Raw genomic sequence first — 26,701 nt, forward strand, 5'->3', positions numbered from 1 at the left:
TGGTGAGTTAATTCTTCAGCCCGGCCAGTGATTGCTGGCTAATCAGAGACAAAATTCGCTGGGCTGGTGAATGCTTAGTTTAAGCTAGTCTGACAGTAAATAATCCAAAGGAAACTGAAAATTCGGTATCGGTCTATTTTATAGGAAGTTGTAGTAAGGAAGGTTGTCTAGCAGTTGCGTTTAGTAGTATTTATACTCATCTTAAGTGCAGCAGTTGTTTGTGCTCTGCAAGGCTTTGTAATTGGCGCAGAAAGGGCAGAAGACGAAGGGAAAACCGCTTTTTATGAGCGGGTTTTGAAAGACGACCCCGGAAACGTAGAGGCTAACGTTTACTTCGCAGATAAAGCCTACCAAGCAGGCAAATTCGCTGATGCCATTGGGTACTACCAGACAGCCCTTGCCACTGAGCCCAACAATACCCAGCTAATAATTAAAGCCGCCAAAGCCTACGCATTGGCAAAACAGTCCAATGAAGCAGAGGCTATGTACAACAGGGCGCTTTCGGTTGACCCGAAATGTGTTGATGCTCACTACGGCCTTGGTTTGTTGTGTGAGGCAAGGGGGCAATTTAAGGAGGCCGCAGAGCATTTTGCAGTTGTATTTACAGCCCAACCAGACAACGCCGATATCAGATCGCGGTTGGCATATGCGTGGCTTAATATGGGACGCTATGAGGAGGCAGCAAATCTTTTTGAAAAGATTGCGGAGAACAACCCATCAGACCCGGTTCCTGTTAAGACACTTGTGCAGATTTACTTAGAAATGAAAAATGGTCCGAAAGCTGAGGCGGCTTTAAAGAAATATGCGGCTGACAATCCAGGAGATTTGTATGCTACGGAGCTCTTGGCACAGTTCTACGAGGAACGCGGTCGTTTGGATGAAGCTTTGGAGGCGTTTAGGGGATTTGTGCGGCAGAATCCTGGCAACAGGGATGGCGAGAATGCAATTGGCAACTTCTATCATAGACACAGGCAATTTGACAAAGCAGCCAAAGTATATGAGCAATTGGTAAAGGAGGACCCAAAAGACGAACGCGCGTGGACCAACCTTGTGAATACATATAGGGACTTGGGCCAGATTGAAAAAGCACTTCAGGAAGCCGATAGGTGGATAGCTAGCGATCCAAACACTGCGGCTCCATATCGTCTAAAAGCAGCTATTTATAGGGAGCAAAAGCGGTTCAAGGATGCGTTGCGGGCGCACGAAAGGAGCAAAGGGGCAGAACAGGGTAGCGTAGATCCTTATTTAGCAATTGCGGAAATCTATTGGAAAGACCTTGGTCAGCTAGATAACGCTCTTCGAGAGTTAAAAGATGCAGCGAGGTTCTTTCCAATGGACCCCGTTGTGAAAAGGATGATGGTCGAGATTTACGAAGAGAAAAAGGATTATGCCGCGGCGGTTGACATATTGCGCAGCATGGAAATGCTTGACCCAGACAATGTTCAGATTGGGCTGAACATATCGCGGCTTTTGTTGCTAGCTGGAAAGCCACAGGATGCTATTGCCGAATGCCAGAAACTTCTCGAGAAGGACAAGGAAAATCTGGGAATCTATGTGCGCCTTGCCGAAGCTTATGAGCAATTGGGGCAATTGGATGAAGCTATCAAAATCTACCAGAATTCTCCCCAAAAGAACTTAGAAGCTCAAGCCTGGGCAACAAGTCGCATATCTGCTGTTAAGGCAAAACAGGGCAAACTGGACGAGGCTATTGCTGGTTACAAATGGGTACTTGAGAGGTTTCCAGACGCCGATAAGCTGTACTCGGAGATTGTGAATTTGGAAATGCAGCGTGGCAGTATTGGTGAGGCAGTTAAATATCTCACCGAGCGGTTGAACAGTGGCTTGGAGCGGGAGGCCGCTGTTGAAGCGCTCATTGGCGCCTATGAGCTCCAAGGGTTGAAGCCTTCGGAAATAGCCGCAAAAGTACGCAAAGTCCAAGAGCAGTGTCCCAAAAACAAAACTGTTGCCTTTGAGCTTGTGGATTACTGTGAGCGAAATAAGCTTGAAGAGCTTTTAATCCAATCGTTGGAAGCTCTCCTTGAGGCCGACCCTGAGGCAATAGAGCAAAGATGTAAGTTAGCTCAGCTCTATGCCGCCTCTGGCCAAAACGCTCTGGCAATTCAGCATTTGCAGAAGGTTGTTGGCAAATCCGGGCACGACGCTGAAAACTATTACTTGCTAGGACAGCTTTTGGAGAAAGTTGGCAAGACGTCAGAGGCGATAGAGGCTTACACCAACGCTTGTGCTTTTGAAAACAAAGAAGCAGAGAAAGCACTTGAAAGGCTTAAAGCCAAAAATAACGCTGCTAAATAAAAAGATCTTTGAAAAGAATACAAGTTTACCTATCATCGGATAGCGATGATAGGGTGGGCCTAGCAGGGGCTTGGTGGCCGTCCCTGCTGGGCACCATAAGGGTGCTAGGCCTGGCTTTGGATGCGGGCCAGGCTTGTGCCTTGGAGCCGACTTGTTTTGAAGCCGGCTCCAAGGTACCCCTGCAGCAAATAGCCGGAAACTGGCACCTGGAAGAAGGAGGTGATGAATTGGTATTCGATTGCTCATAGGCCACTTATTCACGAATGTGATACATAAGTTGAGGAGGAAAAATAAGTGAAGAGATTCAGCATTGTTTTATTGGTGTTGGCAGTGGCTCTTATAGCCGCTCCTACCTATGCGCTGAAAGTCTACTCAAATCCGAGTATCCAGACTAACAACGTGAGCCCTGACGGGACCTACAACGAAGGCTACTCAATGCAGAGCGTGTCGGACCTGTTCTGCGCGAAGTGCGCGAATCGTGGCTTCTCAACAAGAGACAGCGACTGGCTGAGCCTTTCTGCTGCGTGCAGTGATGCAGATGCTTGGAACCCAAACTGCTTCATATCCGAGCATACCAATGCGGCTGGCAGTGGAGGTTGGGATTCCAACCATGGCACGATGGGTTTGTATTACTGCAACAGTAGCTGCCAGTATGATGCTATTGACCGCAGCCTCTGCATTAAGTGCGTCGACAACTGCATTGCACAGTTTGCCACCGCCGGCCGAGGTGCCAAGTGGGGGGCAGGTTACTATGGCGACTACTGCTTCTACGGAACGTATAACCTGTATGTGCTTTCTCATACGCCCGACATGAACTCGGTGTTGATTGAGGGTCTGTTCCACACCAATTACGAAGACTGCCAGTTGCTGAAGACATCGAACGGCAGAAATCTTTATGCAGAGGGTCTTTACGTTGGTGTGTGCCAGCAGTATGGTTATGACCCGTATCCTTCGCCAGACATCATTATAGACAACACAGATGCTGGCTTTTCATGCTCGGCAAACTGGGCCACCGGCACTATGGCCACCGACAAGTATGGCACCAATTACCGCTATAGAAGCACCGCTGCCACCAGCGACCCTGCCACCTGGACTCCGAACATTCCGACTGCAGGCAGCTGGACTATTTACGCATGGTGGACAGCTGGCACCAATAGGTCGCCGAACTCAGCCTACCAGGTGTACTACAGTGGTGGAAGCACCAATGTCTACGTGAACCAGCAGACTAACGGAGGCAAGTGGAACGTGCTAACCACGCAGAATCTAGGCACAGGCACAGGTTATCCGGTAAAGAAGTCCTGCTGGGCAACCACTGGCTATGTGGTAATTGCTGATGCCATAAAGTGGCATAAGAACTAAGCGTTAACGCTAAGGCGGGGGAATCCTCGCCTTGCTGGGAGTTGGCAGTTCGGCTTACTAGCCGGTTGCCGTCCTTGGCCCATGCGTTAGTAAAACAAAACATTTGGTTTAGCGCGTGGGCCAAGGACGGGAGCATTTGCCAGACAAAACTCTTATTAAGAAAAATGTTAATTGTTCAAAACCCGGCCGCTCTACTAGGACCGTGCTCTTTGGGACTAGGACGAAGGCGGCGGTTGGCCACCGAAGACCTATCGGCAATAAAAGGAGGTGGGAAATGCATTAGGGCGTTTGGTTTTAAATAACCCGTCCTAAACGGGTCTAAAAGGGCAAAAAGGGTTTTGCCTGAATCAATTTTAGAAATTGAAAGGAGAAGATATTTTGAGGAAAACAGCGTTATTAATGTTAACCCTAATTGTTCTTTTTGCGGTGGCATCTCAAATACCAACAGATGCTGCAAAGTTTCGAGCATTTTGGGTAGATGCGTGGGGTTCAGGCTTCGAGAACCCAACAGCGACAACGAATATGATAAATTACGTTGACGCATGTAACTGCAATGCGGTTATTCCGGAGGTAAGAAAGCGTTGTGATGCATACTATACTTCCAGCTACGAGCCTACCGGTACAAGTGTTACGCCTCAAGCTGGTTATGACTGCTTGGCAGATATCGTGACCAAGGCGCATAACGCGGGGCTCGAGGTTCATGCTTGGGTGGTAGTCTACAGGGCGTGGACCAGCACTACTCCTCCGCCAACGACCGATCCGAACCACGTTTTTAACACCCACCCAGAATGGTTCTCCCTTACCTATTCGGGGTCCAAATTCGATGCAGAAAATAACAGCTTCCTAGATCCAGGCCATCCAAGTGTTGAGGACTACAACTGGAGCGTCTTCAGGGAAATAATCAACAACTACAATATTGATGGCTTTGTTTTAGACTACATCCGCTATGCTGGAACGACCTGGGGTTACAATCCGACGGCTGTTGCTCGCTTCAATGCCGAGTATGGAAGGACGGGCACGCCCTCTACGTCGGATACCACATGGTGCAATTGGCGATGCGACCAGGTAACAAACATGGTAAAGAGGGTCTACCTGGAGGCTAAAGCACTTAAGCCCTCCATAAAAATTGGTGCGGCTGTTTGGAACTCTTCGACCACAGGAAAAAATAGCTACTTCCAGGATTGGGATTTGTGGATGAGCAACCACTGGTTGGATTATGCCAGCCCAATGGCTTATACATCAAGCAACACAACCTTCAACTCGTGGGTGAACACCTATTACAACCAGCAATATGGTCGGCACATCTACGTTGCACAGGGGTCGTATCTTAACACAATAAGCAACTCAATGACCCAGATTAACTATGTCCAGAATAAGCCTATGCCTGGTGTAGAGTGTTACAGCTATCGAGTAACGAACAGCGGCACTGTTGATAGGGAAGGCTTCAAGAGCGCGTTGCTTTCAGGGCCGTTTGCAACCTATGAGTCAGTTCCAACGATGTCGTGGATTAGCAGCCCGACCTATGGCATGCTAAAGGGTAAGGTGAAGGATTCGGGTGGCAATCCCATCTATCCCGCAACTGTTACTATTCAAGGTAAGAGCACTAAGAATAGCGGCACGGGCTTCTATGGCTTCGTTGATTTGTCAACTGGAACTTACACAGTTACCGCTAGTGCAACAGGATACAACACCGCCAGTGCGAATGTAACTATCGTCGCCGGCCAGGTAAAGACCGTTGACTTTACGCTAACTCCTAGTGGAGGTGGCACGGAGATCATTATTGATAACTCAGACGGTGGTTTCTCTTGTTCTAGCAATTGGTCGACTGGTACGTCTGCCACGGACAAGTATGGGACGAATTATCGCTATAGGAGCACTGCGGCGACGAGTGATCCTGCAACTTGGACTCCCAATATTCCTAGCTCTGGTACTTGGGCAGTGTACGCATGGTGGAGTCAGGGAACAAATAGGTCTTCGAGTGCACCCTATATTGTTTACTACAGCGGCGGTAGCACCACCGTCTACAAAAACCAACAGTCGAGCGGTGGTCAATGGAACCTTTTGACCACTAAGACTTTTGGTACCGGAACAGGCTATCCGACTCAATTGTCTTGTTGGACCACCACGGGTTATGTGGTTATTGCAGATGCCGTGAAGTGGGTTAAGCAGTAAGAAACACTCTAATTGCTAGAGGAGCCTATGGATAGGCTCCTCTAGCAGGCAGTTAAGAGAGAAGGTGATGGAGATGAAAGGATGCTCAAACGTAGTTTTAAAAACATCTATACTCTTTTTATTTGCTATTCTGCTCTTTAATCCGGGGCAGGGTTTTGCAGCAGAACATCGTGCTTTCTGGGTCGATGCTTGGGGTTCTGGATTCGAGAATCCAACCGCCACCACGGCAATGATCAATTACGTTGATGCTTGTAATTGTAATGTCGTTCTAGTAGAAGTGCGAAAGCGTGCAGATGCATATTATACATCGTCTTATGAGCCGATTGGTTGGAGCATTACACCTCAAGCTGGCTACGACCCCCTGGCAGATATAGTTACGAAGGGACATGATGCAGGTTTAGAAGTGCATGCTTGGGTAGTGGTCAACAGAGCGTGGACAAGCACTACACCGCCGCCTTCAACTACCCCACAGCATATTTTCAATGCGCATCCTGAATGGTTCTCGCTGACCGATTCAGGTTCGATGTTCCAGGAAGACGGCTGTAGTTGGACCGACCCAGGTCATCCAGAGGTCGAGAATCATTACAGCAATGTGTTTAAGGAAATTGTACAGAATTACAATATAGATGGCATATGCCTTGACTATATTCGATACGCTGGCACTAACTGGGGCTACAACCCTACCGCGGTTGCTAGGTACAATGCCGAATATGGACTGCAGGGAAATCCGTCTCCAAATGACACCCAATGGTCCAACTGGCGGCGTGACCAGGTAACAAACATTGTCAAGAGAACCTATCTGGAGGCTAAGGCAATTAGGCCTAGCATTAAGGTAGGTGCAGCAGTATGGAGCACTGCCTCAACCGCAAATACATATTATTTCCAGAACTGGGACCTTTGGATGTCAAGCCATTTCCTCGATTATGCGGCTCCTATGAATTACTTGACGGATAATAACCAGTTCAACGCCGAAAATCAGGACAATATCACACGGCAGTACGGACGGCATGTTTATATTGCTCAAGGTTCATACCTTAATACTATTAGCAACTCTATGACCCAGATAAGTTCGGTCCAGAGTATGGGCTTCCCGGGCGTGCAGTGCTACTGCTACCGTGTGACAAATAGTGGCACTGTTGATAGGGAAGGCTTCAAGAACGCGTTGCTTTCAGGACCGTTCTCGACTTACCAAAGTGTCCCGACAATGTCGTGGATTAGCAGTCCGACTAAGGGGATGCTCAAAGGTTTTGTAAAGAATTCAAGCGGTGTTCCTGTTTATCCTGCAACTGTTACCGTCCTTGGGGCAAACGTGTCCACGAAGAATAGCGGGGCAGGTTTTTATGGGTTTGTTGACCTTGACCCGGGTACCTATACGGTTGTTGCGAGCAGCCCAGGCTACACAAACGGCCAAGGTCAGGTAACCATCACTGCTGGACAGGTATCGACATTAGACCTCACGCTTGGTGTAGATTCAGCGCCGCCGATAATCTCGAACGTTCGCACAAATGACGTTCGTGCAACAATTGCGCAGGTGCTTTGGGACACCGATGAAGCTTCTACCAGCCAGGTAGAGTATGGGCCAACCTCCACATATGGTTATCAAACGACCGAGAACATGACCCTAGTTACATCGCATATTGTACAACTGACTGGGCTAACGCCGAGCACGACTTATCACTACAGGGTCAAGTCCAAAGATGGTGCTAACAACCAGGCGGTTTCAGGAGATTACACATTTGCTACCGCTGCGTCTGAGGTTGTTGATGATATCATTGTAGATAACCCGGCTTGTGAGTTATACGGCTCATGGTATACGGGCACCTCGGCGACCGACAAGTATGGCTCTGACTATTACTACTGCAGCACGGCGACCAGTGAAACAAGATGGGCTAAGTGGACACCTAATGTGTTGGTGCGTGGAACTTACAACACCTATGTGTGGTACTCCCAAGGCACTAACCGGTCTACGATGGCTCCATACACCGTCTACTATTATGGTGGTTCTCAGTCGGTGAGCGTTAATCAACAGACTAACGGCGGTACGTGGAATCTAATTTCGAGCAACAAGAGATTCGACCCAGGCACCGCTCAGTATGTGAAACTAGGCAATGGCACAAGTGAAAGCTCTCGGGTGGTCATCGCCGATGCGGTTAAGTTCGTCTACACAGGTGCGATAGATGTTCAGCCGCCTAGTGCTCCGACTAATCTAAATGCTGTGTCGGCATCAACAAGCCAGATTGACCTGAGTTGGACAGCATCAACGGATAATGTTGGGGTAACCGGTTACAAGATTTACCGCAATGGTTCGTACTTAACTTCTGTAACCGGAACAAGCTACTCCAACACGGGTTTGTCGGCAGGTACGTCTTATACCTATTATGTGAAGGCTTATGACGCTGCCGGCAACGAGTCGGCCGCTAGCAATAGTGACACGGCTACCACATGGATTATCTTGGATAATCCATCGGCTACCTATACTGGCACATGGACGACCGGAACATCGTCAACCGATAAGTATGGGTCTGACTATCGATATGCTTCTACTGCTTCAAGCGAAACCGCTACTGCGAAATGGACTCCAACCGTCAATTCAGCGGGTAGCTATAATGTCTATGTCTGGTATCCGCAAGGTAGCAACCGTTCAACCAAGGCACCGTACACGGTTTACTATAGTGGCGGAAACGTGACAATTCAGGTAAACCAGACTACCAACGGCGGCAAGTGGAATCTGATAACTACAAAGAGCTTCGCAACTGGTACAACAGGCTATGTAAAGCTAGGCAATGGAACCGGAGAAAGCTCAAAGGTTGTCATGGCTGACGCTGTCCGTTGGACTAAGGTTGAATAAACGCCGAGTACTCGGCACGGCGCGAGGGGCAGATCGCATGCCCCACTCCATGCGATCTGCCCCGGGAATAAGGAGGACAAGTATGTATAGGAACAAGTCCTTGAAAGTTGTTTTTTCGCTGTGGTTGATGGCGGCATTTGTTTGCTTGTGTGGTAATGCTGGATTGGGAGCTGATGCTAATAAACTTTTTGGAATTCATTGGTGGGGACATACCCAAGGAATAGGTGTAGATACTGCTCCAAGGAGCCTGTTGGATGTGCCGACGTATTCAGCTTGGGATACAGAGACCGTTCTCACTCACAGCGATTACTGGTGGGGACCTTCGTATTTCGCTGATCTTTATTCTACCCTCTATGGGTGGAACGTGAGCTTAATTACAAGGGTTGATTATACCTGGAATGATACCATTCCTGCGCCAAGCGACCCTAATTATTCTAGCTGGCCGTTGGTAGTTGTAAATAACGTGGTTAATGTGCTTAAAAACCAGTGCCATATCTGGATAGTAGGTAATGAACCGAATATCCTGTGTGCAGAGGGAAGCTTGTGGCCTGATAGGAAGATTCAGCCAGCGCAGTATGCCCAGGTATACCGCAGTGTTCGGAATGCGATACACCAGAGCGCAAGCGTTGGTCCTCCTGGACAGCATATAGTTTTGCTCGCGGGACCCAGCTATGGTCCTGTGGAGGGCGTGCGGTGGATGGCGGGCAAGGATTATCTTGCCCAAACTCTCGACAATCTCTCCCCAAACGAAGTGGATGGGTTTGCTCTTCATGCTTATGGTTGGACCCTATCGGAGTTTCAAGACCAATATCGCACCCAAATTCGAATCATTGACCAAAAAGGCTTTGGCAACAAACCCATTTGGATTACGGAATTTGGGCGGTATACCATCGATGACAACGATGAGCAGAACAGCGCCCAATTTGTTAGAGATGCATTTGCGGACGTAAACGCATGGAACCAGACGCCAGGTAATCGAGATATAATCGGCATGACATGGTTTGTTTACGATTGCAATCAGCAGGCTAGTGGTGGTTGGAACAATTGGGCAATTGAGTATTGGAAGGACCATGGTTTCCCTAGTGGAGATTCGCGCGACCTATTCACTGCTTTTCAGCAGGCGGTCGACCAGCGGTATGCTGCGGGTACCTGGGGAAATCTTGAGTTTATCGTAGATAATCCATCCGCTACTTTCACCGGTACATGGTATACGGGAACATTGGCCACTGATAAATATGGTTCGGATTACCGGTATGCAACCACAGCGCCGAGTGAAACGGCAACTGCAATTTGGCGGCCAAACATCACTATGGCGGGCAACTATGATGTCTACGCATGGCATTCTCAGGGCAGTAATAGGTCTGCTGCGGTACCGCATACCGTGTATTGGAACGGCGGCTCCCAAACAGTGAACATTAACCAAACAACCAATGGCGGACGCTGGAACGTTTTGGTGAGCTCCAAGCCATTCGCCACAGGGACAAATGGCTATGTGAAAGTTGGCAATGGCACAGGCGAGTCGAGCAAAGTCGTTATGGCCGACGCAATGCGATTTATGTGCCTTCAGCCCGTAGACCTCATAGTTGATAACTCAGATGCCGGATTTAGTGCGTCAGCCAACTGGAGCACTGGAACGATAGCGAAGGACAAATATGGTCCAAACTATAGATTTAGGCAAACGCAAGCTACGAGTGACCCAGCGACTTGGACGTTCAGCCTGCCAGTGTCTGGAAGATATGAGGTGTATGCTTGGTGGTCGGCAGGCACTAATAGGTCGGCTACTGCGCCTTACATTGTGTACTACAGCGGTGGCTCGCAGACTGTGGTTAAGAATCAGCAAACAAATGGCGGCACGTGGAACAGCTTGGGTGCTTGGGAGTTCGCTAGCGGGAGCAATCAGGTGAAGCTTTCCTGCTGGACTACAACAGGCTACGTTGTTATTGGAGATGCTGTACGAATGGTTCTGCGCTGAGCAGCTTATTTTTCAAGCAGTTTGAAAGCGGAGGTAATTAGGTTTCAAATCTGGCGAAGCCTTTGAAATAAATTGAAATATCATGCACTCGGCTAACAGCCGGAAGGAGAGGAGGTGGTGTTTAGAGAAGAAGGGATATTAATTGTAAAGTAAACGTAATTTCAACAAAAAGAAATTAGAAGGAGGATTTGAGAAATGAGGACACTTTGCATCATTTGTTTCGCTCTGCTTTGCTCGTCGGTGGCATTTGCCGGCGTTGCTGGGCAGAAAATCTGCATTGACCCGGGCCATGGCGGCTCGGACCCAGGTGCTGTAGGATTCGGGCTAGAGGAAGAGGATGTCAATCTTGATATTGGCCTCAGGGCTCGGAATCTATTCCAGCTTGACGGCGCTACGGTCATTATGACCCGAACGTCAGACGTATATGTGTCGCTGCAGGGCCGCTGCGACATCGCCAACAACAATGGTGCGAACAGGTTCATTTCCACCCATTGCAATGCTGCCAGTGATAGTAGCGCAAATGGCACAGAGACTTTCTGCTGTGCAGGATGTAGCGCCACGTCATATGATCTCCGGAATAAGGTTAATCCGGAGTTGGTTTCCCATATGCAGACCGTCAACAGAGGTGTGAAGACTGCCGACTTCTATGTGCTTGTAAATACCAATATGCCGGCAATCCTGGGCGAGGTGGCCTTCATAACCAACGCCGCAGACAATGCTAAGCTTGCGAGCGGAACATGGCGACAGGAAGCCGCACGGGCATACCTGCATGGCACGCAGAGCCACTATGGCGAAGTGCCGCACGACCCAGTGAGCGATATTATAATTGACAATAGCTCCGGCTCGTTCTCCTGTTCAGCCAATTGGGCTACCGGCACAAGCGCCGCAGACAAGTATGGAAGCGACTATCGCTGGAGAAGCACAGCTGCGACCAGCGATCCAGCTACTTGGACGCCTAACATACCTGTAGCAGGCAGCTGGACGGTTTATGCATGGTGGACAGCTGGCACCAACAGGTCGCCAAACTCGGCTTATCAGATAAACACGACGAGTGGCGCCGTCAATGTTTACGTAAACCAGCAGACCAACGGCGGCCAGTGGAACTCGCTCGGCTCGTTTGACCTCGGAACAGGCGGTTATTGGGTCAAGAAGTCTTGCTGGGCATCCACCGGCTATGTTGTTATAGCAGACGCCATTAAGTGGCATAAGAACTAGTCTAGTTTGACCGGGCCTTGTGGGGGCAGGCTTTGTCTTGCCCCCACATAAAAGACATAACCTAATCTGCATGGCTACTCTGTCTGGAGCGGAATAGGGCATGTTACAAAATCGGTTAGGGCGGAAAGAATCGGCAAAATGACGAAAGTTTATATGCCGCCAATCAAAAAGCGGGAGATTTGCATGAAATATTTACGGTTATTTTTGATAGTAAGTTGTTTGACTTATGTTTTCATTATGCCCTCATGTGCTCAAAGGGTAGAGCTTCTCAAAGAAGAGGGTGGTGCTGTCGAGAATCCGCCTGAGAGCCTCCAGCTTGAATACAAGTTCAAAGTAGGTGATGTTCGAAAGTATGACATCAACATTGATGGCGAAGGCATGATGAGGCTGCCAGGCCAAGACGAACAATCGAAGCTGGAAGCTCGAACAACAATGAGAGCCGTTCAACATGTGATTGCTCAACTCCCTTCAGATGGGGGCTGGCGTATTGAGTGGGATACAATTAAAGCCACACTGCTCATACCAGAGTTCGGCGAGATATTTATGACTGTTCCACATATCGAATATGAGGCGGATAAATATGGTAAGGTTAAAAAGCTAAAGGGCCTTGACGAACTTGCCGTTTGCCCTGGACTGCCTCAGCAGAAAACCTTAGGCAATGTTCTTAACCAACTGCCTTTTGGAGGATTTCCTCGGAAGGAAGTAAAGCCCGATGAAACTTGGGAAGACTTGTATGAGATTCAGATTCCAGGTCAGCAAGCTACTAGGATAAAGGTAAAATCAAGGCTTATGGGCTTTGAGAGAATTCGAAACTTCGATTGTGCCAAAATTGAAACCACCTACGAAGCACCATTCACTCTAGATTTGAGCAAGCTTCGAAAATCTGATAGGGCTGCAAAAACTTCGGAAATAAAAGACAAGTCTGAAGAAAAATTAACCAACGAATCTGAGAATAAACAGCCAGAAAAGCCGCAGATTATTTCTGGAACGGAGACAGGCAGTGTCTGGACCTACTTTGCATATAAAGAGGGCTTCACAGTTCAAGTTTATGCACAAGTAGACTTGCATGCAGACATCCAAGATGACGAAGAATCAACCGCAGTTAAACCCATTGACAGCAGAGCAATTGTGCCAGTAGGGGATGAATCTCCAGATACCCACAAAATAGAGCACGATGTAGACTTGAGATACTTGACGGTATGCTTGCTTGTGCCTGAAGACGATAAAGAGGAGGAGCAAACAAAAAATGAGAAGTGAGCCTGTCTATAAGCGCAATTTAATTTTACCAATTTTATGTTTGTTTGTTTTCATGGCTGTGCCGGTTTTTGCATTTCAGCTGGGTGAGGGTGTTGCTCTTCCGGTGCCGGTTCCAGGCTTGTTCAACGTGCCAAAGTGGGCGCCAGATGGAAGCGGCTTAGCATTCACAGGCGAACGCTATACTGGTTTATATTACACAGACCTGGCTGGCAACGTCTCGGTGATATCTGATGCGAAGCTTGCGGGATGGCGCTATCAATGGTCTCCCGATGGCCAAAGCTTGATATATAGGATTCGTAGCGAAGATGGGATGGGTTTAGCACTAATGCAGGCGAAAAGAGGAGAGGCTGGTTCAAAGCAGCTCACTCCTTTTCTGAACGATTTGTTTCCACCAAGATGTGGAAAGGATGGGATAACCTATAGGTCGGGCGACGAGCTCATCACAATAGACGAGGAAGGCAACGTAATCTCAGTCCACAGTTTGTCCCAGGGACGAGGTGTTATGTCACGGGTTATGAGCGTGGCGGCAAATCTTATGCTTGGCAGAATCACGGGGGCGACTTTCACTAGTTTTGCTTGTGCGCTTTCCAGCGAGGCGGCAGACGGCAAACCAGGAAGCGGTGTCTATGTGGATTCTGAGAGCCAGATATGGATTGTTGATGAAAATGGTAACCGTCGAAAGCTTATCGACGTCGAAGGCGAACCAGGGTACTGTCCTCCGACTGAGTCACCGCAAGGAGACAAATATTGTGTAGAGGGATATAGTGGCAACCTTTATGTAGTTGATCCAAGGGGAGGCACCCCAGTTAATTTAGGAGAAGGGCATAACCCATCGTGGTCGCCGGATGGCAGATATGTAATTTTTGAGGTAACAACGGATGATGGGCATATAATTACTTCATCGGACCTTTGGATTGCTAGCATAGACGGTAGCCAAAGATTTCAGCTTACTAGTACGCCTGGCATCGAGGCGGACCCATCTTGGTCGCCCGACGGTAAGTATATTGCTTATATTTTGGACGGCAAGATTTATATTGCTCCAATTGAACCCTAAGGCAAGCAGTAGTGCTAAAAGGGTTAGGCTTCAATTGCTGGGAGGCAATTAGCTTGGATGCGAACCCAAAACACATGGACGTGTTAAAAATATAAGTTTATAAGTTACACGTATAACTTAAGCTGAGAGGAGGGATATAAAAGGTGAAAAGAGCTATCGCAATTTTTTGCACATTGTTACTTTGCCTCCTTTCGGCTGCATTGCTTCCAATCAGAGCCGAAGACACTGGTGCAAAAAATGAAAAGATAGAAAAGGTGGAGAATCCACCGGCTAGCGTCAACCTTGAGTACAAATTCAAGGTAGGCGAGATGCGCAGATACAACATGACGATAGACGCCTCGGGTGTTTTTGCGTTGCCGAAGGGGACGAATGAGACGGAGTTTGAAACGCACACTTGGCTGACTGTTATACAACATGCAACGGCTTACCTTCCAAAAGAAGATGTTTGGAAGCTTGAATTGGATGTTCTCAGTGCAACCCTTTCAATTCCTAACTTTGGCGAAACTTTGATGACCTTCCCGCCACTCGACCTAGAAGTAGATAAATATGGGCAAGTTCGAAAAATTAAGGGCATCGAAGAGCTGAAAACCAGCGGCTTGCCAAAGGATAGAACTATAGAAAATATCCTAAGCCAGCTGAAGTTTCTTGGTTTACCACAAAAAGAACTTCACGTCGGGGATACTTGGGAACAGGAATACCCTATTGAGGCGCTTGACCAGTCGGTAACAGTGAAGACGGTCTCAAAGTTGGTTGGTTTTGAACGGGTTGATGGGGTAGATTGCGCAAAAATTGAGAGCACATTTGAAGTGCCATTCAAGTTTGAGATGAAGAAGAGTGAAAATTCTGAAGCCAAAAGTTCTTCTACAAAAGAGGCGCCAAAGAGATTTCTTGTTGGCACTGAAAAAGGGGAGCATGTGACCCATTTTGCGTATGAGGAAGGCAAAGTAATGCGCGCGCAAGCTACTATAACACTTATCGCCGATATTAAATCTGAAGGTAACGAGTCGGATAAGAACAATTCCACATCTGCCCTAAATAACGAAGGTTCCGCCGACGAGCGGCATGACCTCAACATCAAATATGTATTGGTTTCCAAATTTGATCCTGAGCTTCCCATAAACTTGGAGGAAAAAGAATGAGAGCAATGCATGCAGTTTTAATGCTTGGTCTGGCGATTTGCTTGGTTGTATTACCTGCTAGCGCTTTTCAGCTTGGTACTGGAGTTGCACTTCCCCTGCAAGGTCAGTTTGTCAGCCCTGTTTGGTCGCCAACCGGCGAAGGTCTTGCTTTGGCCGGAGACAGGTTTCAAGGGCTTTACTATACTGATTTGATGGGCAATCTAAAGGTAATCTCCGATGCATCGCTTTCGGGATGGAAATTCTCCTGGTCGCCTGATGGCCAGGCGCTTGCGTATAGAATGCGGCAGGGTGATGACGATGTAGCAATGGCTGCTATGGTAGCTGGCATGGATGGGAAAGTTCAGCAGGTTTCTCCTTGGGAAAACGATTTACTACCGCCGAAGTGGGGCAAGGATGGCTTAACATATCGCTCAGGTGACGAACTTGTTACGGTTGATAAGGATGGAAATGTTAAGAGCACGTACAGCCTTACGCAAGGTCGGGGGTTGTTATCGAAAATCGTAAACATCTTTGGCACATTCATGCTTATGGATGTAACAGGGGCTACTTTCGCTGCTTATGGGTCCCTTTTAAGCGTGGAGCAGGCGGAAGTAAAGCCTCCAGTGGGAGTGTATGTTGATTCTGACAACCAGCTTTGGGCTATTGATGAAAACGGCAATCGCAAGAAGTTACTCGAGGGTGAGGATGAAGCAGGCTTCAACACGCCGGTGGAGTCGCCCGATGGGGATAAGTACGCGGTTGAAGGTTTTGGTGGCAAGATATACGTTGTTGATAAGAAGGGCGGATTGCCAGTTGACCTAGGTCCGGGAAGTAATCCCTCATGGTCGCCGGATGGAAGATACTTAATTTATGAAGTTACATCTGACGATGGCCATTCCATTCTTTCATCCGACCTGTGGGTTTCAAGCGTTGATGGACTTGAGCGATATCAGCTCACTAACACGCCCGGGATTGAATCGTGGCCAAGCTGGTCGCCAGATGGAAAGTACATCGCCTATGTAGTTGACGGCGTTGTATATATTGCTCCAATCCAACCCTAAGGGGTTTGGAGCTATGTACGCAAAGGAGGTGGTCTATGAGTTAAAAGAACGTATGTAGGGCACACTGCACCTATTTTACGGAAAACTGGAAAGGAGGAATTTGTAAATGAGAAAGATGCTAACTGTAATTTGCATGCTGTCGCTGGTGATTTGTCTTGCTTCCGGCGTCAGCGCCCACCTTACGGGCAAGAAAATCTGCATTGACCCGGGTCATGGTGGCTCGGACCCAGGCGCAGTAAGTGGCGGTTATGAAGAGGAAGACATCAACCTTGCAATTGGTAACAGGATGAATGTCCGCTTCATTAATGATGCGGCTTCAACAAAAATGACAAGGACAAGCGATGTCTACGTTTCCCTCTCAAGCAGGTGCTCGATAGCCAACACATGGGGAGCAAATAGGTTCGAAAGCACCCACTGCAATGCTTTCAGCGACAGCTCGGCTAACGGCACGGAGACCTACTGCTGCCCTGGTTGCAGCACCTATTCCTATGACCTGCGTAACAAGGTTAACCCTGAACTCGTTTCCCATATGGGAACGGTAAATAGGGGTGTAAAGACAGCTTCGTTCACAGTGCTGACCGGGACAACGATGCCTGCAATTCTGGGCGAGGTTGCGTTCATAACCAACACCGCCGACCGCAACAAACTCATAAGCTCGACATATCAGGATTATGCAGGCATTGCTTACCTGCATGGAACGCAGAGCCACTATGGCGTAACCCCGCACACCCATTAATCTAAATCTCTAGGGCTTTTGGTGGGCGGAGGCCTCGGCCTCCGCCCACTTTTTATTGCAGGAATTGGCTTTGCTTTCTCTGAAATACCCTATTGGCAAGAATTTGTGAGATTTTAGGAGGGTTAGCCAATGATTGGTCTGACAAGTCTAGCTTCCTTGCCAAGGCTGCGTGATTATACAAGCCACCGCATATCAAGTTGGGATACAACTGGTGGAAATGCCGACATGTGGCGCATTGACGCTGGGGAGAAGAGAATTCTAGCCGAAATCGAGGGACCAGCGTGCATTAAGCACATATGGATGACATTGGGCATCAAACAAGAAGATTACGTTCGCCGGATAGTGCTGCGCATGTATTGGGATGACTGCCCAGAGCCGAGCGTTGAGTGCCCAATTGGTGACTTTTTTGGTATGGGACATGGGATGCGCAAGAACTTTGTTACCCTCCCACTTCAAATGAGTCCCCAGAATGGAAAGGGATTCAATTCTTGGTGGCCAATGCCGTTTAAGAAAAAGGGAATAATTGAGGTTGAGAATCAATCGCCAGAAACATACAGTCATTATTTTTACATTGACTACGAAAAATACCCATCGGAGGAAGCGGTCGAAGGTCTTGCATATTTTCATGTTCAGTGGCGGCGGGAGGCTGATACACATGGTTGGGCGTTCGAGGAGGGTTTGAGGCGCGAGGATTATGCGGAGACTCCTCGAATGAAGCATCCGAGTGCTGAGGGTAACTATGTCATTTGCGACGTCGAAGGCGATGGCATCTACTGCGGCGCCCATCTCGATATTGACTGCTTTCAAAGAAATCCCAACGATTGGTATGGCGAGGGAGACGATATGGTCTTCATCGATGGCGAAAAATGGCCGCCATCGCTTCATGGAACAGGCACGGAAGATTGGTTTAACTGCGCATATTGCCCAACCCAGGAGTATAATGCGCCATATCATGGGATTATCCTCTATAGTGGAAATGAGAATTGGCGCTGGAAAGGGAAGAACACAGTTTATCGTTATTACATAGAAGACCCCATCCGATTTAGGAAGAGCATTTTGGTGACGATTGAGCATGGACATGCAAACAAGTTAAGCAATGACTATTCGAGCACTGCGTACTACTATCTAACTAAACCCAAGCGTGGCGGGCCTGAGCTTCCGCCGGTAGAAGACCGCCTTCCGAGGCCCAATGAGCCTGTGTATGAAGGCAAGCGATAGTTGAATTGAGTAGGTGAATTTCTAGCTAAAAGTGCTGGGGCCTTGCGAAAGTGTCCGCGTAGACGCAATAATTACATATGCAAGGCCTCTCCCTCCCCATTTGCAGCATAAATACCGCTTTACAGCTTTTTCCGTGTTTGAAAGTTGAATGTATTGGGTATTTTGGGTTTTGTATATTTGCTTGCACTTAGTGCTGTAATGCGTTCTCATGGGAAGGGGCCAGAAAACATGCGGATTGGTGTATTGCTTGTGATTTTGGCAGTAATTAGTATGCCAGCGGTGTGCGAGATAGGACAAATCTATGCAAATGGTTTTTTACCGGCAGTGCCAATTCCTCCAGACAATCCGCAGACGGATGCAAAGATTAGGCTTGGGGCTCAATTATATTTCGACGCAAGGCTCTCGTCGGATGGGACAATTAGCTGTGCGAGCTGCCACCGTCCGGACAAGGCTTGGGCGGATACTACTCCTGTTTCTGAGGGAGTGGCACATCAGAAGGGGATGCGAAATTCACCCTCAATTATAAACACAGCGTATGTTATCCCTCAATTTTGGGATGGGCGAGCATTGCATCTGGAAAAACAGGCCGTCGGGCCTGTTCAAAATCCAATCGAAATGGATCTTACCAAAGAAGAGATTGAGTTCCGGCTGAACCACATACCAGGTTATGTAACTCAATTTGAGGAAGTGTTTGGTGCCAAACCAACAATTGACTTGTTAGCAAAAGCCATTGCTTCGTTTGAGCGCACGATTGTCACAGGTGAGTCGCCATATGACAAGTACCTCGCCGGTGACAAATCGGCAATGAGCAAGTCTGCAATCCGAGGTATGGAGCTGTTTAATGGCAAGGGACATTGCAATGTTTGTCACAGCGGCCCAGCTTTCAGTGATTCACGTTTCCACAACCTTGGGGTCGGTTATGTAAACGGAAAGTTTAAGGATGTAGGTAGATACGGCGTCACAAACGATCCAAAGGATATGGGTGCGTTCCTTACGCCGAAGCTTAGGGCTGTTGCACTCACACCTCCCTATATGCACGACGGTTCGGAACCGACCCTGGAGGCTGTGATTGAGCTTTACAATAAGGGCGGAATACCGAATCCAAATCTCGACCCGGCAATGGTGCCGCTCGGTCTAACAGTGCAAGAGAAGGAAGATTTGATTGAGTTTATGAAAGCGCTTACTGGGCCTTACCCCGTAATGGAACAGCCTGCGCTACCAAATCCAAATATTACTGCACAGCAACTTAGGGAAATGTGGAAAGGGGCTACTAAATGAGCAGTCGGCGATGTTGGACAATAACAACAATTTTGGCGTTCCTCATATTAATTGCTATGACTCCCTCTTTTGGCATCCCTGCTTTCGCCCGCAAATATGGTTTCAATTGCGAGATGTGCCATGTTTCATGGCCCGCACTAAACGATTTTGGACAAAAGTTTCGATGGAATGGTTATAACATACCAGGGCAGGAGAACTTGGAGAAAACTTTATGGGAGTTGGGAGGACCACCAATTGCTTTTAGGACGATGGCTGGCTATACAATAGATTCATTCTCACCAAACGGGGCTGGAGACGAAGTCAATCAGTTTCAAATAAACGGACTCGATGTTTTGGGAGGCGGTGTTCTCGGCTTTAGGAAAGGTTTTTTCGTTGCGTATTTGCCGCGGATTGAGCCCACTAACGGTGTGGAAGCCCAGGATGCAGAAGTAGAACAGGCAAACGTGGTCTTCAGTTATCTGCGTTCTACGTGGCTAAATGTCAGAGTCGGTCGTTTTGAAACGGCAGTTTTGCCATTTTCTGTGCTTCGGTCAATTACTATTTCTCCATATGAGATATATGAGTTTGATGGTGGCTTGGGCTCGGCCAATCGGTTTTCATTGGCAAGTACAACAGATGGAATTGAGATAGTAGGCTATGGTAAGAAGCCGTGGCAGTATGCCTTTGGTTGGGTCAACGGCTCACGTACCAATCTAAATGACCAATCGCCTGCAGATGTGTACATCAGGGGTGCGTACATTTTGGGTCCTGGCATGGGTCAGAGTTCAGGCCAACGGTTTGGGGCGATTGCCTATTTTGGAAAAGCAAGGCCTACGGATAATGCTAACTTGACAGATAAAAGAGAAAGTTTTAGTCGCGTGGGCTTCGATGCGAACCTAAACAAAGGGCAGTGGAATGTATTATTTCAATATCTTCAAGGGCGAGACGGTTCCGCCTTTAACTTGGTGGGAACTGGAGACTACAAATTCTCAGGCGGTTTCCTCCAACTAAATCACTATCAGATGGGTTCTGCGCATTTTCTCCGTTATGATTGGGTAAACACTCCATCGTCGGATAACCATGACATAAGCCGCATAACTATCGGTATGAGGCAGCATATTGAGCATGATTTGATGCTCCAGCTTGAATACTCCCACCGAAAAGTAGATAATGGAGGAGGTGCCGGTTTGGATGTAACTGAAAACTTTGCTGCTGCTCGTTTGGATTGGGCGTTTTGAGAATAGAAGCAAATACTTGTTAAACCTAGCCTTGAGTCATTTAAACCGGCTGAAGGCTATTGAGTATATCGCTAATGCTCACATCAGCACCGGCAACAACGGTATCGGCGGCGCCATAGTAAATGCTTAAGGTGTCGCCCCTTGCTAGTGCTCCACATGTGAAAACCACGTTTGGCATGAAGCCTTGTGTTTCATAGGGCGCCTCCGGACGCATGATGGGCTCGACGCTTTTTGCAAGAATCTTATACGGCTTGTCAAGATCTAGGAGGAGTGCTCCAAGGCAATAATAATGGTTTTCGGTTGCCGCATGATATATTTCTAGCCAACCGTGCTCTGTTCGAATGGGTATGGCTCCACCGCCGACGCGTCCGCTGTCCCAGCTGCCGCGCTGCACGCCAAGAAGGAAGCGATGGTCTCCCCAATGGAGAAGATCGTGTGAGTGCGCAAGCCAAATATTTGGTGTGCCGATATATCGCGGCACAGGTCTGTGAAGCGCAACATACTTGCCGCCAATTTTTTCTGGAAAGATACAGACGTCTAAATTCTCAGGGCAGAATATTATGCCTTTCTTTTCGAAATGTTCGAAGTCTTGAGTTACCGCCAAGCTTGTGCATATCCCTGTTGGAGAGACACTTTTATAGGCAATGTAGTATAAACCATCAATTTCTGTAATTCTTGGGTCTTCTACACCGTAAACTTCTGAAGGCCGATCTGGAAAAATTGCAGGCTTGGCATCCACAGTAAAGCGCTTGCCATCTTTGCTTCTTGCGATGCGAAGGTGCGATATAGTTGTTAAAAACACTTGCTCTGAGCTGCGTATGACCCGGGGGTCCGAGAAGTCATATTTCGAATCGTTGCGGTTAAACTCGAGAATCTCGATGCATGTGTTTTCGTCCTTGCATTTCAAAATTGGCACGCGGACGGTATTTTCGTCTCCAACTGCACGCTCGGCGACTCTCAGCAAAAGTATTATCTCATCTTTATACTCCGCCACGCCCGCGTTGAATACGCATACAACTTCGAAATCAGACCTCGATGGAGGCACGTCTTCAGGTGTGATTAATGGGTTTTCTGTATAACGCACAATATTCATTGCAGTTGCAACATAGCCCTTAGGAATAGTGAACGAATGGGATTATACCATGATTTGAAGGATTCATACAGAGGGTATTCGCGAGAATGTTACGTGCGTGAATTTTCTGCCATTAATTGTTCGCGCCCAATTAGCGAAGGAATCTTTCTTGTCGTTGGCAGGAGCACTTTGCCAATAATCTTTTCCGTCTCAACAGGACCGAAGTATCGGCTGTCAAGTGAAAGCCCCTGAGCATCTCCGACAACATAGACGCATCCCTGCGGTACACGCACTTTCTTGAATTTTGCCACATTTGGAAGCTTGCCATAAAGTTCTTGAAGCTGGTACAGCTCCGAAGCTGGAATCACATACCTGGTATGCAACGGACTTTTATCCTTGGGGTATTCAAGGAGCCATAATGTTTCGCCTGGGCTACCAACTACGCGCTTGATGCACATTTCCCCGTTCCATTCGAAGACAACTACGTCGCCTTTTGCAGGCGGGTAATGCTTATAGGAACGTATTTCCATAAGAAATGGATGGTTAGGCTTGAGTGACGGCGTCATCGAGTCGCCAACAACAATACCAAACCGGTAAGGCGACATGCGCCATCCAATTGCTACCAATCCGAGCATGGCAACTACTGTGATTAGCCGGATGTTTCCCGTTCTGTTGTTTTCATATGCCAGGCGATAGCTTGATGACCGCAAGACGTCTGGTTTGTACTCACAGGCCATGATTTCACCTCTGCGCCTGGGGGTTCGCGTTATGTATCTTCATGAACCTTAGACGATTAAGGAAGTCTTACGGTTTCATCATTCCATAAAAAAATTACAATTTTCTAAACATTGACACCGATGAGCAGCGCTGGTATAGTTTTCAAGGTGGTGACCCACTAAGCGCCATCGTTTTGAGGAAGAACTAGCCTTATGGATGCGAAAATATCCTCTTTAATTGACCAATGGTCGAATAATGCAACAAACCTTCTTGCCAATCTCATTTCCTTCCGAAGTACAGTTGGCAATGAGGGCGAGGTTCAGAGGTTCCTTGCTGATTATATTTGCGAACTTGGTTTCGAGCCCCGCCTTGTCCCAATACATCCAGGCATTGAGATGGACCCCGATTATACGCTCGTGCCAAATCACAAGGGTTACGAAGGCCGCGCAAATCTCGTTTTCACACTTCCCGGCAAAGGCAAGGGGAAAAGTATTATCTTAAACACTCATGTGGACGTGGTCCCTGGGCCGGACGAGCTTTTTAAACCACGAATTGAGAATGGCGTTATTTATGGACGCGGCGCTGTTGACGCAAAGGGCCACGTAGCTACAATCATTCAGGCACTAGTAGCTCTAAGAGATGCCGGTGTAAGGCTTAGCGGCGATGTGATGGTCCAGTTTGTAATCGAGGAAGAGGCAGGTGGCAATGGCGCACTTTCGGTAATTCTTGACGGCATGAGGGCTGATGGCGTGGTCGTAATGGAATCAACCGACTTCGGCGTAAGGCCAGCTGGACGCGGAGCAGTATGGTTCAAGCTTGCAATCGAAGGCAGATCCACTCATATGGGACGTTGGCGCGACGGCGTAAATGCGATTGAGAAAATGATGGATGCGATTCGCGTGCTCCAAAAATACGAACAAAAGCTTGTGGCTGAATCCGGGGGCGATCCTTTGTTTCCCGATACAGCGGCAAATGTCAAAGTAAATATCGGCACAATCCAGGGTGGCGAGTGGCCTTCTATGGTGGCAGGCAATTGTGTGATAGAAGGCGGTGTCGGTTTCCTGCCTAATAAACGATTAGCAGATATCAAGGCGGAGGTCAAAGCTGCGCTCGAAGCAGGCGTTGATGATTGGACTCGCAACCACTATACCCTTGAGTTCACGCGCCTTCATAACGAGGCTTACCGCATGCCACCAGACCACCCGCTGGCGCAGGAGCTTTACCAATCAGCAATTTCATTGGGCGCAAAGTCCGATATTACAGGAATGACGGCATCGTGCGATGCGCGCCTTTTCTGGCATAGAGGTGGTATGCCCACGGTTGTATTCGGCCCAGGAAAATTTCCTTACGCTCATGCGCTCGACGAACAAATCTCAATAGATGACATAGCGCTTGGTGCGAAAATTCTGGCAGATTTTCTTATTCGATGGTGCGGAACTTAGAGAAATACGATTGCCTTATAGTTTGGTATACATACGCTTTGGTATCTTGAGCATCGGAGTAGAACTTGGGTTTTGCAAGTAAGAACGGATACGCTAGTGGTTCGGAAATTTCAAGAGCCTCTGCGGTAGAATGGGGTTCAGAAACTTTTTGTTCTTTTGGAGGTTAGCATGGCAGTAAAGATTGCAGTAGTGGGGGCAGGAAAGTTTGGCGAGGTCCATTTAAAAATCTTTAAACAGCTGGAAATGGATGGCGTCGCTGAGCTGAAGGGTTTTTCCACTATCAAGCAGGAGGAGATTGACCGTAACGAGCCAATCTATGGAGTCAAAGGCTATCTCGATTATAAAGAGATGCTAGAGAAGGAGGACCTTGACGCAATTACTGTGGTGACTCCCGACTTCCTTCATCGCGAAATTACCGTGTACGCCGCGAATTGCGGCAAGCACGTTCTATGTGAAAAGCCGCTCGACGTCACAGTTGAGGGCTGTAACGAAATGATTGAAGCGGCAAGGAAGAACAACGTAATTCTGCAGGTGGATTTTCATAAGCGATATGATCCCGACCATATGGCGGTCGAGGCGGGTGTTCGTGCGGGGAAGCTGGGGGACATCCTATATGGCCATTGCTATATGGAAGACCGAATTGAGGTGCCAGTTGATTGGTTCCCACATTGGGCGCCACATGGTTCACCGCTTTGGTTTCTAGGCAGTCACTTTATAGACCTGATGAGGTGGATTATAAAGTCTGATGGTGAATCTGTTTGGGCAAAAGGTAGCAAGAAAAAGCTCCTTGGCGAGTTTGGCATAGATATGTATGATTCGGTGAGTGCACTTGTGGCATTCAAGAATGGCGCAGCTGTTTCGTTTGATGTGTCTTGGATACTTCCTCGAAAATTTGAGGCAATTGTGAATCAAGGCATGAGAATAGTTGGCACGAAAGGTGTGTGGGAGGTTGACAGCCAGGACCGCGGCGACAGGTCATGCTTCGAAGACGAAGGTATGCGCACCTGGAACAACAACTTCATGCGTGAGGAAATAGACAAGCAGGGGCGAATAATATATCGAGGCTATGGAGTTGAGAGTATCGCCGATTTTGTTTATAACGTGCAGTTTTTGAAAAATGGTGGCGCCCTTGAACAACTAGCTGGGAAGTATCCTTCAGGTGAAGATGGTCGCGAAGTAACCCGCATATGTGCGGGAATTGCAAAAAGCTTGGAGACCGGCGAGGTCGTCAAGTTGTAAAGGTAAGTACGAGGAGAGTTATCAATGGAAGTACCATGCATTAAGACAGAACTACCAGGCCCAAAAGCCTCAAAATTTATTGAAATGTCAAGAAAGTACGAGCCACATTCGATGTCGGATCAAGTGCCTGCTGTGTGGCGAAGTGCTAAAGGCGCCGTTGTAGAGGATGTGGATGGCAACCTGTTCATTGATTTTACATCCGGCGTGCTTGTCACTAATGTGGGCCATTGCCATCCGAATCATGTCCAGGCAATCCAAGAGCAAGCTGCCGAATTGATGAACTCGTATGATTTTGTGAACCCTTGGCGGGCTCAGTTGGCTGCAAAGTTAGTGGAGATTACATCTCCGAATTTAGATAAAGCGTTCATCCTATCAACTGGCGCAGAGGCTACGGAAGCCGCAATCAAGGTCGCAAGAAGATACACAGGCAAATATGAGATCATCGCGTTCCATGGCGCATTCCATGGGCGAACATACATGGCGATGAGCGTTGGAGGAAAGCAGGGCGTAAAGCGGCACTTTGGACCAATGGTTCCCGGCATTCTGCATGCGCCGTTCTGTTATTGCTACCGATGTGTCTTCGAGCAAACATATCCAAAGTGCAATTATACGTGCCTGCGCTATCTCGACCACTTGCTGGAAACTGAGAGCACAGGTTCTGTGGCAGCGTTAATTACAGAATCCTATCAAGGCGGTGCGGGCTCGATTATCCCGCCGGGTGACTACATGCAGAGGCTAAAGAAGTGGTGCGAAGAACGTGATATTCTCTTCATATTAGATGAGGTTCAATCATCGTTTGGACGCACAGGGAAGATGTTTGCCTATGAGCATTGGGGTATTGAGCCTAACCTCTTATGTCTAGGCAAGGGCATTGGAAGCGGAGTGCCAATTTCGGCGCTGGTCGGTGAATCTCGGATACTCGATGTTTTGGAACCAGGAAGCATGTCGAGCACCAACGGCGGAAATCCTTTATGTTCGAGGGCTGCTTTGACGGCGATTCAGATTATAGAAGAAGAAGGACTTGCGGAGAGAGCGGCAGATCTTGGACAAAAGATGCTCAATCGCCTAAATGAAATGAAGGAAAAATATGAAATGGTAGGCGACGTCCGAGGAATGGGTTTAGCTGTCGGCGTTGAGGTAGTAAAGGACAAAGTGAGCAAAGCTCCAGATGCCGAGATGACTCGCCGAATCACCCAGGAAGCATTCAAGCGGGGGTTAATCCTAATAGCCCCGATTGGTTTCTATGGCAACGTCATTCGCATCGCTCCACCGCTTGTCATACCTGAAGACTTGATGATGAAAGGGTTGGATATTTTAGAAGCGGCTATAAGCAGCATTTAAAATGCTAGTTTTGGAATGGGCGAATAAGGAATTCTTATCCACTTCAATCCCTAATTCGCCCATTCAAAATTT

Annotated in this window: 19 protein-coding genes; 17 read left to right on the forward strand and 2 right to left on the reverse strand. The window is 48.1% G+C overall.

Features of this window, described 5'->3' with window-relative positions:
* Positions 1-174: 174 nt before the first annotated feature.
* The 14 genes from QHH26_09065 to QHH26_09130 all read left to right on the forward strand — a co-directional run bounded on the left by QHH26_09065 (position 175) and on the right by QHH26_09130 (position 20,818).
* Positions 175-2,313, forward strand: a complete 2,139-nt coding sequence (locus tag QHH26_09065; GenBank protein ID MDH7482104.1) for a tetratricopeptide repeat protein — start codon at positions 175-177, stop codon at positions 2,311-2,313.
* A 294-nt stretch (positions 2,314-2,607) separates the two neighbouring features.
* Positions 2,608-3,672 carry an N-acetylmuramoyl-L-alanine amidase gene (locus QHH26_09070; GenBank protein ID MDH7482105.1) on the forward strand — a complete coding sequence of 355 codons (1,065 nt, stop codon included), beginning with the start codon at positions 2,608-2,610 and terminating at the stop codon, positions 3,670-3,672.
* 378 nt (positions 3,673-4,050) lie between these two features.
* On the forward strand, positions 4,051-5,844 hold the full coding sequence (locus QHH26_09075; protein MDH7482106.1) for a family 10 glycosylhydrolase: 1,794 nt from the start codon (positions 4,051-4,053) through the stop codon (positions 5,842-5,844).
* A 67-nt stretch (positions 5,845-5,911) separates the two neighbouring features.
* Positions 5,912-8,692, forward strand: coding sequence for a family 10 glycosylhydrolase (locus QHH26_09080; GenBank protein ID MDH7482107.1), 2,781 nt, complete (start codon positions 5,912-5,914; stop codon positions 8,690-8,692).
* Positions 8,693-8,774: 82 nt separating this feature from the next.
* Complete coding sequence (locus QHH26_09085) at positions 8,775-10,664, forward strand: hypothetical protein (GenBank protein ID MDH7482108.1); 1,890 nt, start codon at positions 8,775-8,777, stop codon at positions 10,662-10,664.
* Between the two features lie 195 nt (positions 10,665-10,859).
* The gene (locus QHH26_09090) at positions 10,860-11,879 is read left to right on the forward strand and encodes an N-acetylmuramoyl-L-alanine amidase (GenBank protein ID MDH7482109.1); all 1,020 of its coding nucleotides are present in this window, start codon (positions 10,860-10,862) and stop codon (positions 11,877-11,879) included.
* 183 nt (positions 11,880-12,062) lie between these two features.
* Positions 12,063-13,136, forward strand: coding sequence for a hypothetical protein (locus tag QHH26_09095; GenBank protein ID MDH7482110.1), 1,074 nt, complete (start codon positions 12,063-12,065; stop codon positions 13,134-13,136).
* Positions 13,126-14,190 (forward strand): hypothetical protein, encoded by a 1,065-nt coding sequence (locus QHH26_09100; protein ID MDH7482111.1) that lies wholly within the window; start codon positions 13,126-13,128, stop codon positions 14,188-14,190. Before QHH26_09095 ends, QHH26_09100 begins: the two co-directional genes overlap by 11 nt.
* 143 nt (positions 14,191-14,333) lie before the next feature.
* Positions 14,334-15,329, forward strand: a complete 996-nt coding sequence (locus QHH26_09105) for a hypothetical protein (GenBank protein MDH7482112.1) — start codon at positions 14,334-14,336, stop codon at positions 15,327-15,329.
* On the forward strand, positions 15,326-16,369 hold the full coding sequence (locus tag QHH26_09110) for a hypothetical protein (protein ID MDH7482113.1): 1,044 nt from the start codon (positions 15,326-15,328) through the stop codon (positions 16,367-16,369). Before QHH26_09105 ends, QHH26_09110 begins: the two co-directional genes overlap by 4 nt.
* A 106-nt stretch (positions 16,370-16,475) precedes the next feature.
* Entirely contained in the window at positions 16,476-17,105 is a 630-nt protein-coding gene (locus tag QHH26_09115) for an N-acetylmuramoyl-L-alanine amidase (protein ID MDH7482114.1), read from the forward strand.
* 129 nt (positions 17,106-17,234) lie between these two features.
* Entirely contained in the window at positions 17,235-18,323 is a 1,089-nt protein-coding gene (locus QHH26_09120) for a DUF2961 domain-containing protein (protein ID MDH7482115.1), read from the forward strand.
* A 228-nt stretch (positions 18,324-18,551) separates the two neighbouring features.
* Positions 18,552-19,601 (forward strand): cytochrome c peroxidase, encoded by a 1,050-nt coding sequence (locus tag QHH26_09125; protein MDH7482116.1) that lies wholly within the window; start codon positions 18,552-18,554, stop codon positions 19,599-19,601.
* On the forward strand, positions 19,598-20,818 hold the full coding sequence (locus tag QHH26_09130; protein MDH7482117.1) for a hypothetical protein: 1,221 nt from the start codon (positions 19,598-19,600) through the stop codon (positions 20,816-20,818). Before QHH26_09125 ends, QHH26_09130 begins: the two co-directional genes overlap by 4 nt.
* A 40-nt stretch (positions 20,819-20,858) precedes the next feature.
* Here the strand turns inward: QHH26_09130 and QHH26_09135 are convergent, their stop codons facing one another.
* The gene (locus tag QHH26_09135) at positions 20,859-21,911 is read right to left on the reverse strand and encodes a glycoside hydrolase family 130 protein (GenBank protein ID MDH7482118.1); all 1,053 of its coding nucleotides are present in this window, start codon (positions 21,909-21,911) and stop codon (positions 20,859-20,861) included.
* 89 nt (positions 21,912-22,000) lie between these two features.
* Entirely contained in the window at positions 22,001-22,627 is a 627-nt protein-coding gene (gene lepB / locus QHH26_09140) for a signal peptidase I (GenBank protein MDH7482119.1), read from the reverse strand.
* A gap of 192 nt (positions 22,628-22,819) precedes the next feature.
* On the opposite strand from lepB, the gene QHH26_09145 reads away from it, so the two are divergent.
* The 3 genes from QHH26_09145 to QHH26_09155 all read left to right on the forward strand — a co-directional run bounded on the left by QHH26_09145 (position 22,820) and on the right by QHH26_09155 (position 26,629).
* Entirely contained in the window at positions 22,820-24,049 is a 1,230-nt protein-coding gene (locus QHH26_09145; protein MDH7482120.1) for an ArgE/DapE family deacylase, read from the forward strand.
* Between the two features lie 168 nt (positions 24,050-24,217).
* The gene (locus QHH26_09150; protein ID MDH7482121.1) at positions 24,218-25,288 is read left to right on the forward strand and encodes a Gfo/Idh/MocA family oxidoreductase; all 1,071 of its coding nucleotides are present in this window, start codon (positions 24,218-24,220) and stop codon (positions 25,286-25,288) included.
* Between the two features lie 24 nt (positions 25,289-25,312).
* Entirely contained in the window at positions 25,313-26,629 is a 1,317-nt protein-coding gene (locus tag QHH26_09155) for an aspartate aminotransferase family protein (protein MDH7482122.1), read from the forward strand.
* Positions 26,630-26,701 lie beyond the last annotated feature (72 nt).

The organism is Armatimonadota bacterium, assembly GCA_029907255.1.
Lineage (GTDB): Bacteria > Armatimonadota > UBA5829 > DTJY01 > DTJY01 > JAIMAU01.

What these genes read in the sequence shown, in the direction of transcription:
- QHH26_09080 (MDH7482107.1), top strand. Translation starts at nt 5,912, where the DNA reads ATGGAGATGAAAGGATGCTCAAACGTAGTTTTAAAAACATCTATACTC.
- QHH26_09085 (MDH7482108.1), top strand. Translation starts at nt 8,775, where the DNA reads ATGTATAGGAACAAGTCCTTGAAAGTTGTTTTTTCGCTGTGGTTGATG.
- QHH26_09090 (MDH7482109.1), top strand. Translation starts at nt 10,860, where the DNA reads ATGAGGACACTTTGCATCATTTGTTTCGCTCTGCTTTGCTCGTCGGTG.
- QHH26_09095 (MDH7482110.1), top strand. Translation starts at nt 12,063, where the DNA reads ATGAAATATTTACGGTTATTTTTGATAGTAAGTTGTTTGACTTATGTT.
- QHH26_09100 (MDH7482111.1), top strand. Translation starts at nt 13,126, where the DNA reads ATGAGAAGTGAGCCTGTCTATAAGCGCAATTTAATTTTACCAATTTTA.
- QHH26_09110 (MDH7482113.1), top strand. Translation starts at nt 15,326, where the DNA reads ATGAGAGCAATGCATGCAGTTTTAATGCTTGGTCTGGCGATTTGCTTG.
- QHH26_09115 (MDH7482114.1), top strand. Translation starts at nt 16,476, where the DNA reads ATGAGAAAGATGCTAACTGTAATTTGCATGCTGTCGCTGGTGATTTGT.
- QHH26_09120 (MDH7482115.1), top strand. Translation starts at nt 17,235, where the DNA reads ATGATTGGTCTGACAAGTCTAGCTTCCTTGCCAAGGCTGCGTGATTAT.
- QHH26_09125 (MDH7482116.1), top strand. Translation starts at nt 18,552, where the DNA reads ATGCGGATTGGTGTATTGCTTGTGATTTTGGCAGTAATTAGTATGCCA.
- QHH26_09130 (MDH7482117.1), top strand. Translation starts at nt 19,598, where the DNA reads ATGAGCAGTCGGCGATGTTGGACAATAACAACAATTTTGGCGTTCCTC.
- QHH26_09135 (MDH7482118.1), bottom strand. Translation starts at nt 21,911, where the DNA reads ATGAATATTGTGCGTTATACAGAAAACCCATTAATCACACCTGAAGAC.
- lepB (MDH7482119.1), bottom strand. Translation starts at nt 22,627, where the DNA reads ATGGCCTGTGAGTACAAACCAGACGTCTTGCGGTCATCAAGCTATCGC.
- QHH26_09145 (MDH7482120.1), top strand. Translation starts at nt 22,820, where the DNA reads ATGGATGCGAAAATATCCTCTTTAATTGACCAATGGTCGAATAATGCA.
- QHH26_09150 (MDH7482121.1), top strand. Translation starts at nt 24,218, where the DNA reads ATGGCAGTAAAGATTGCAGTAGTGGGGGCAGGAAAGTTTGGCGAGGTC.
- QHH26_09155 (MDH7482122.1), top strand. Translation starts at nt 25,313, where the DNA reads ATGGAAGTACCATGCATTAAGACAGAACTACCAGGCCCAAAAGCCTCA.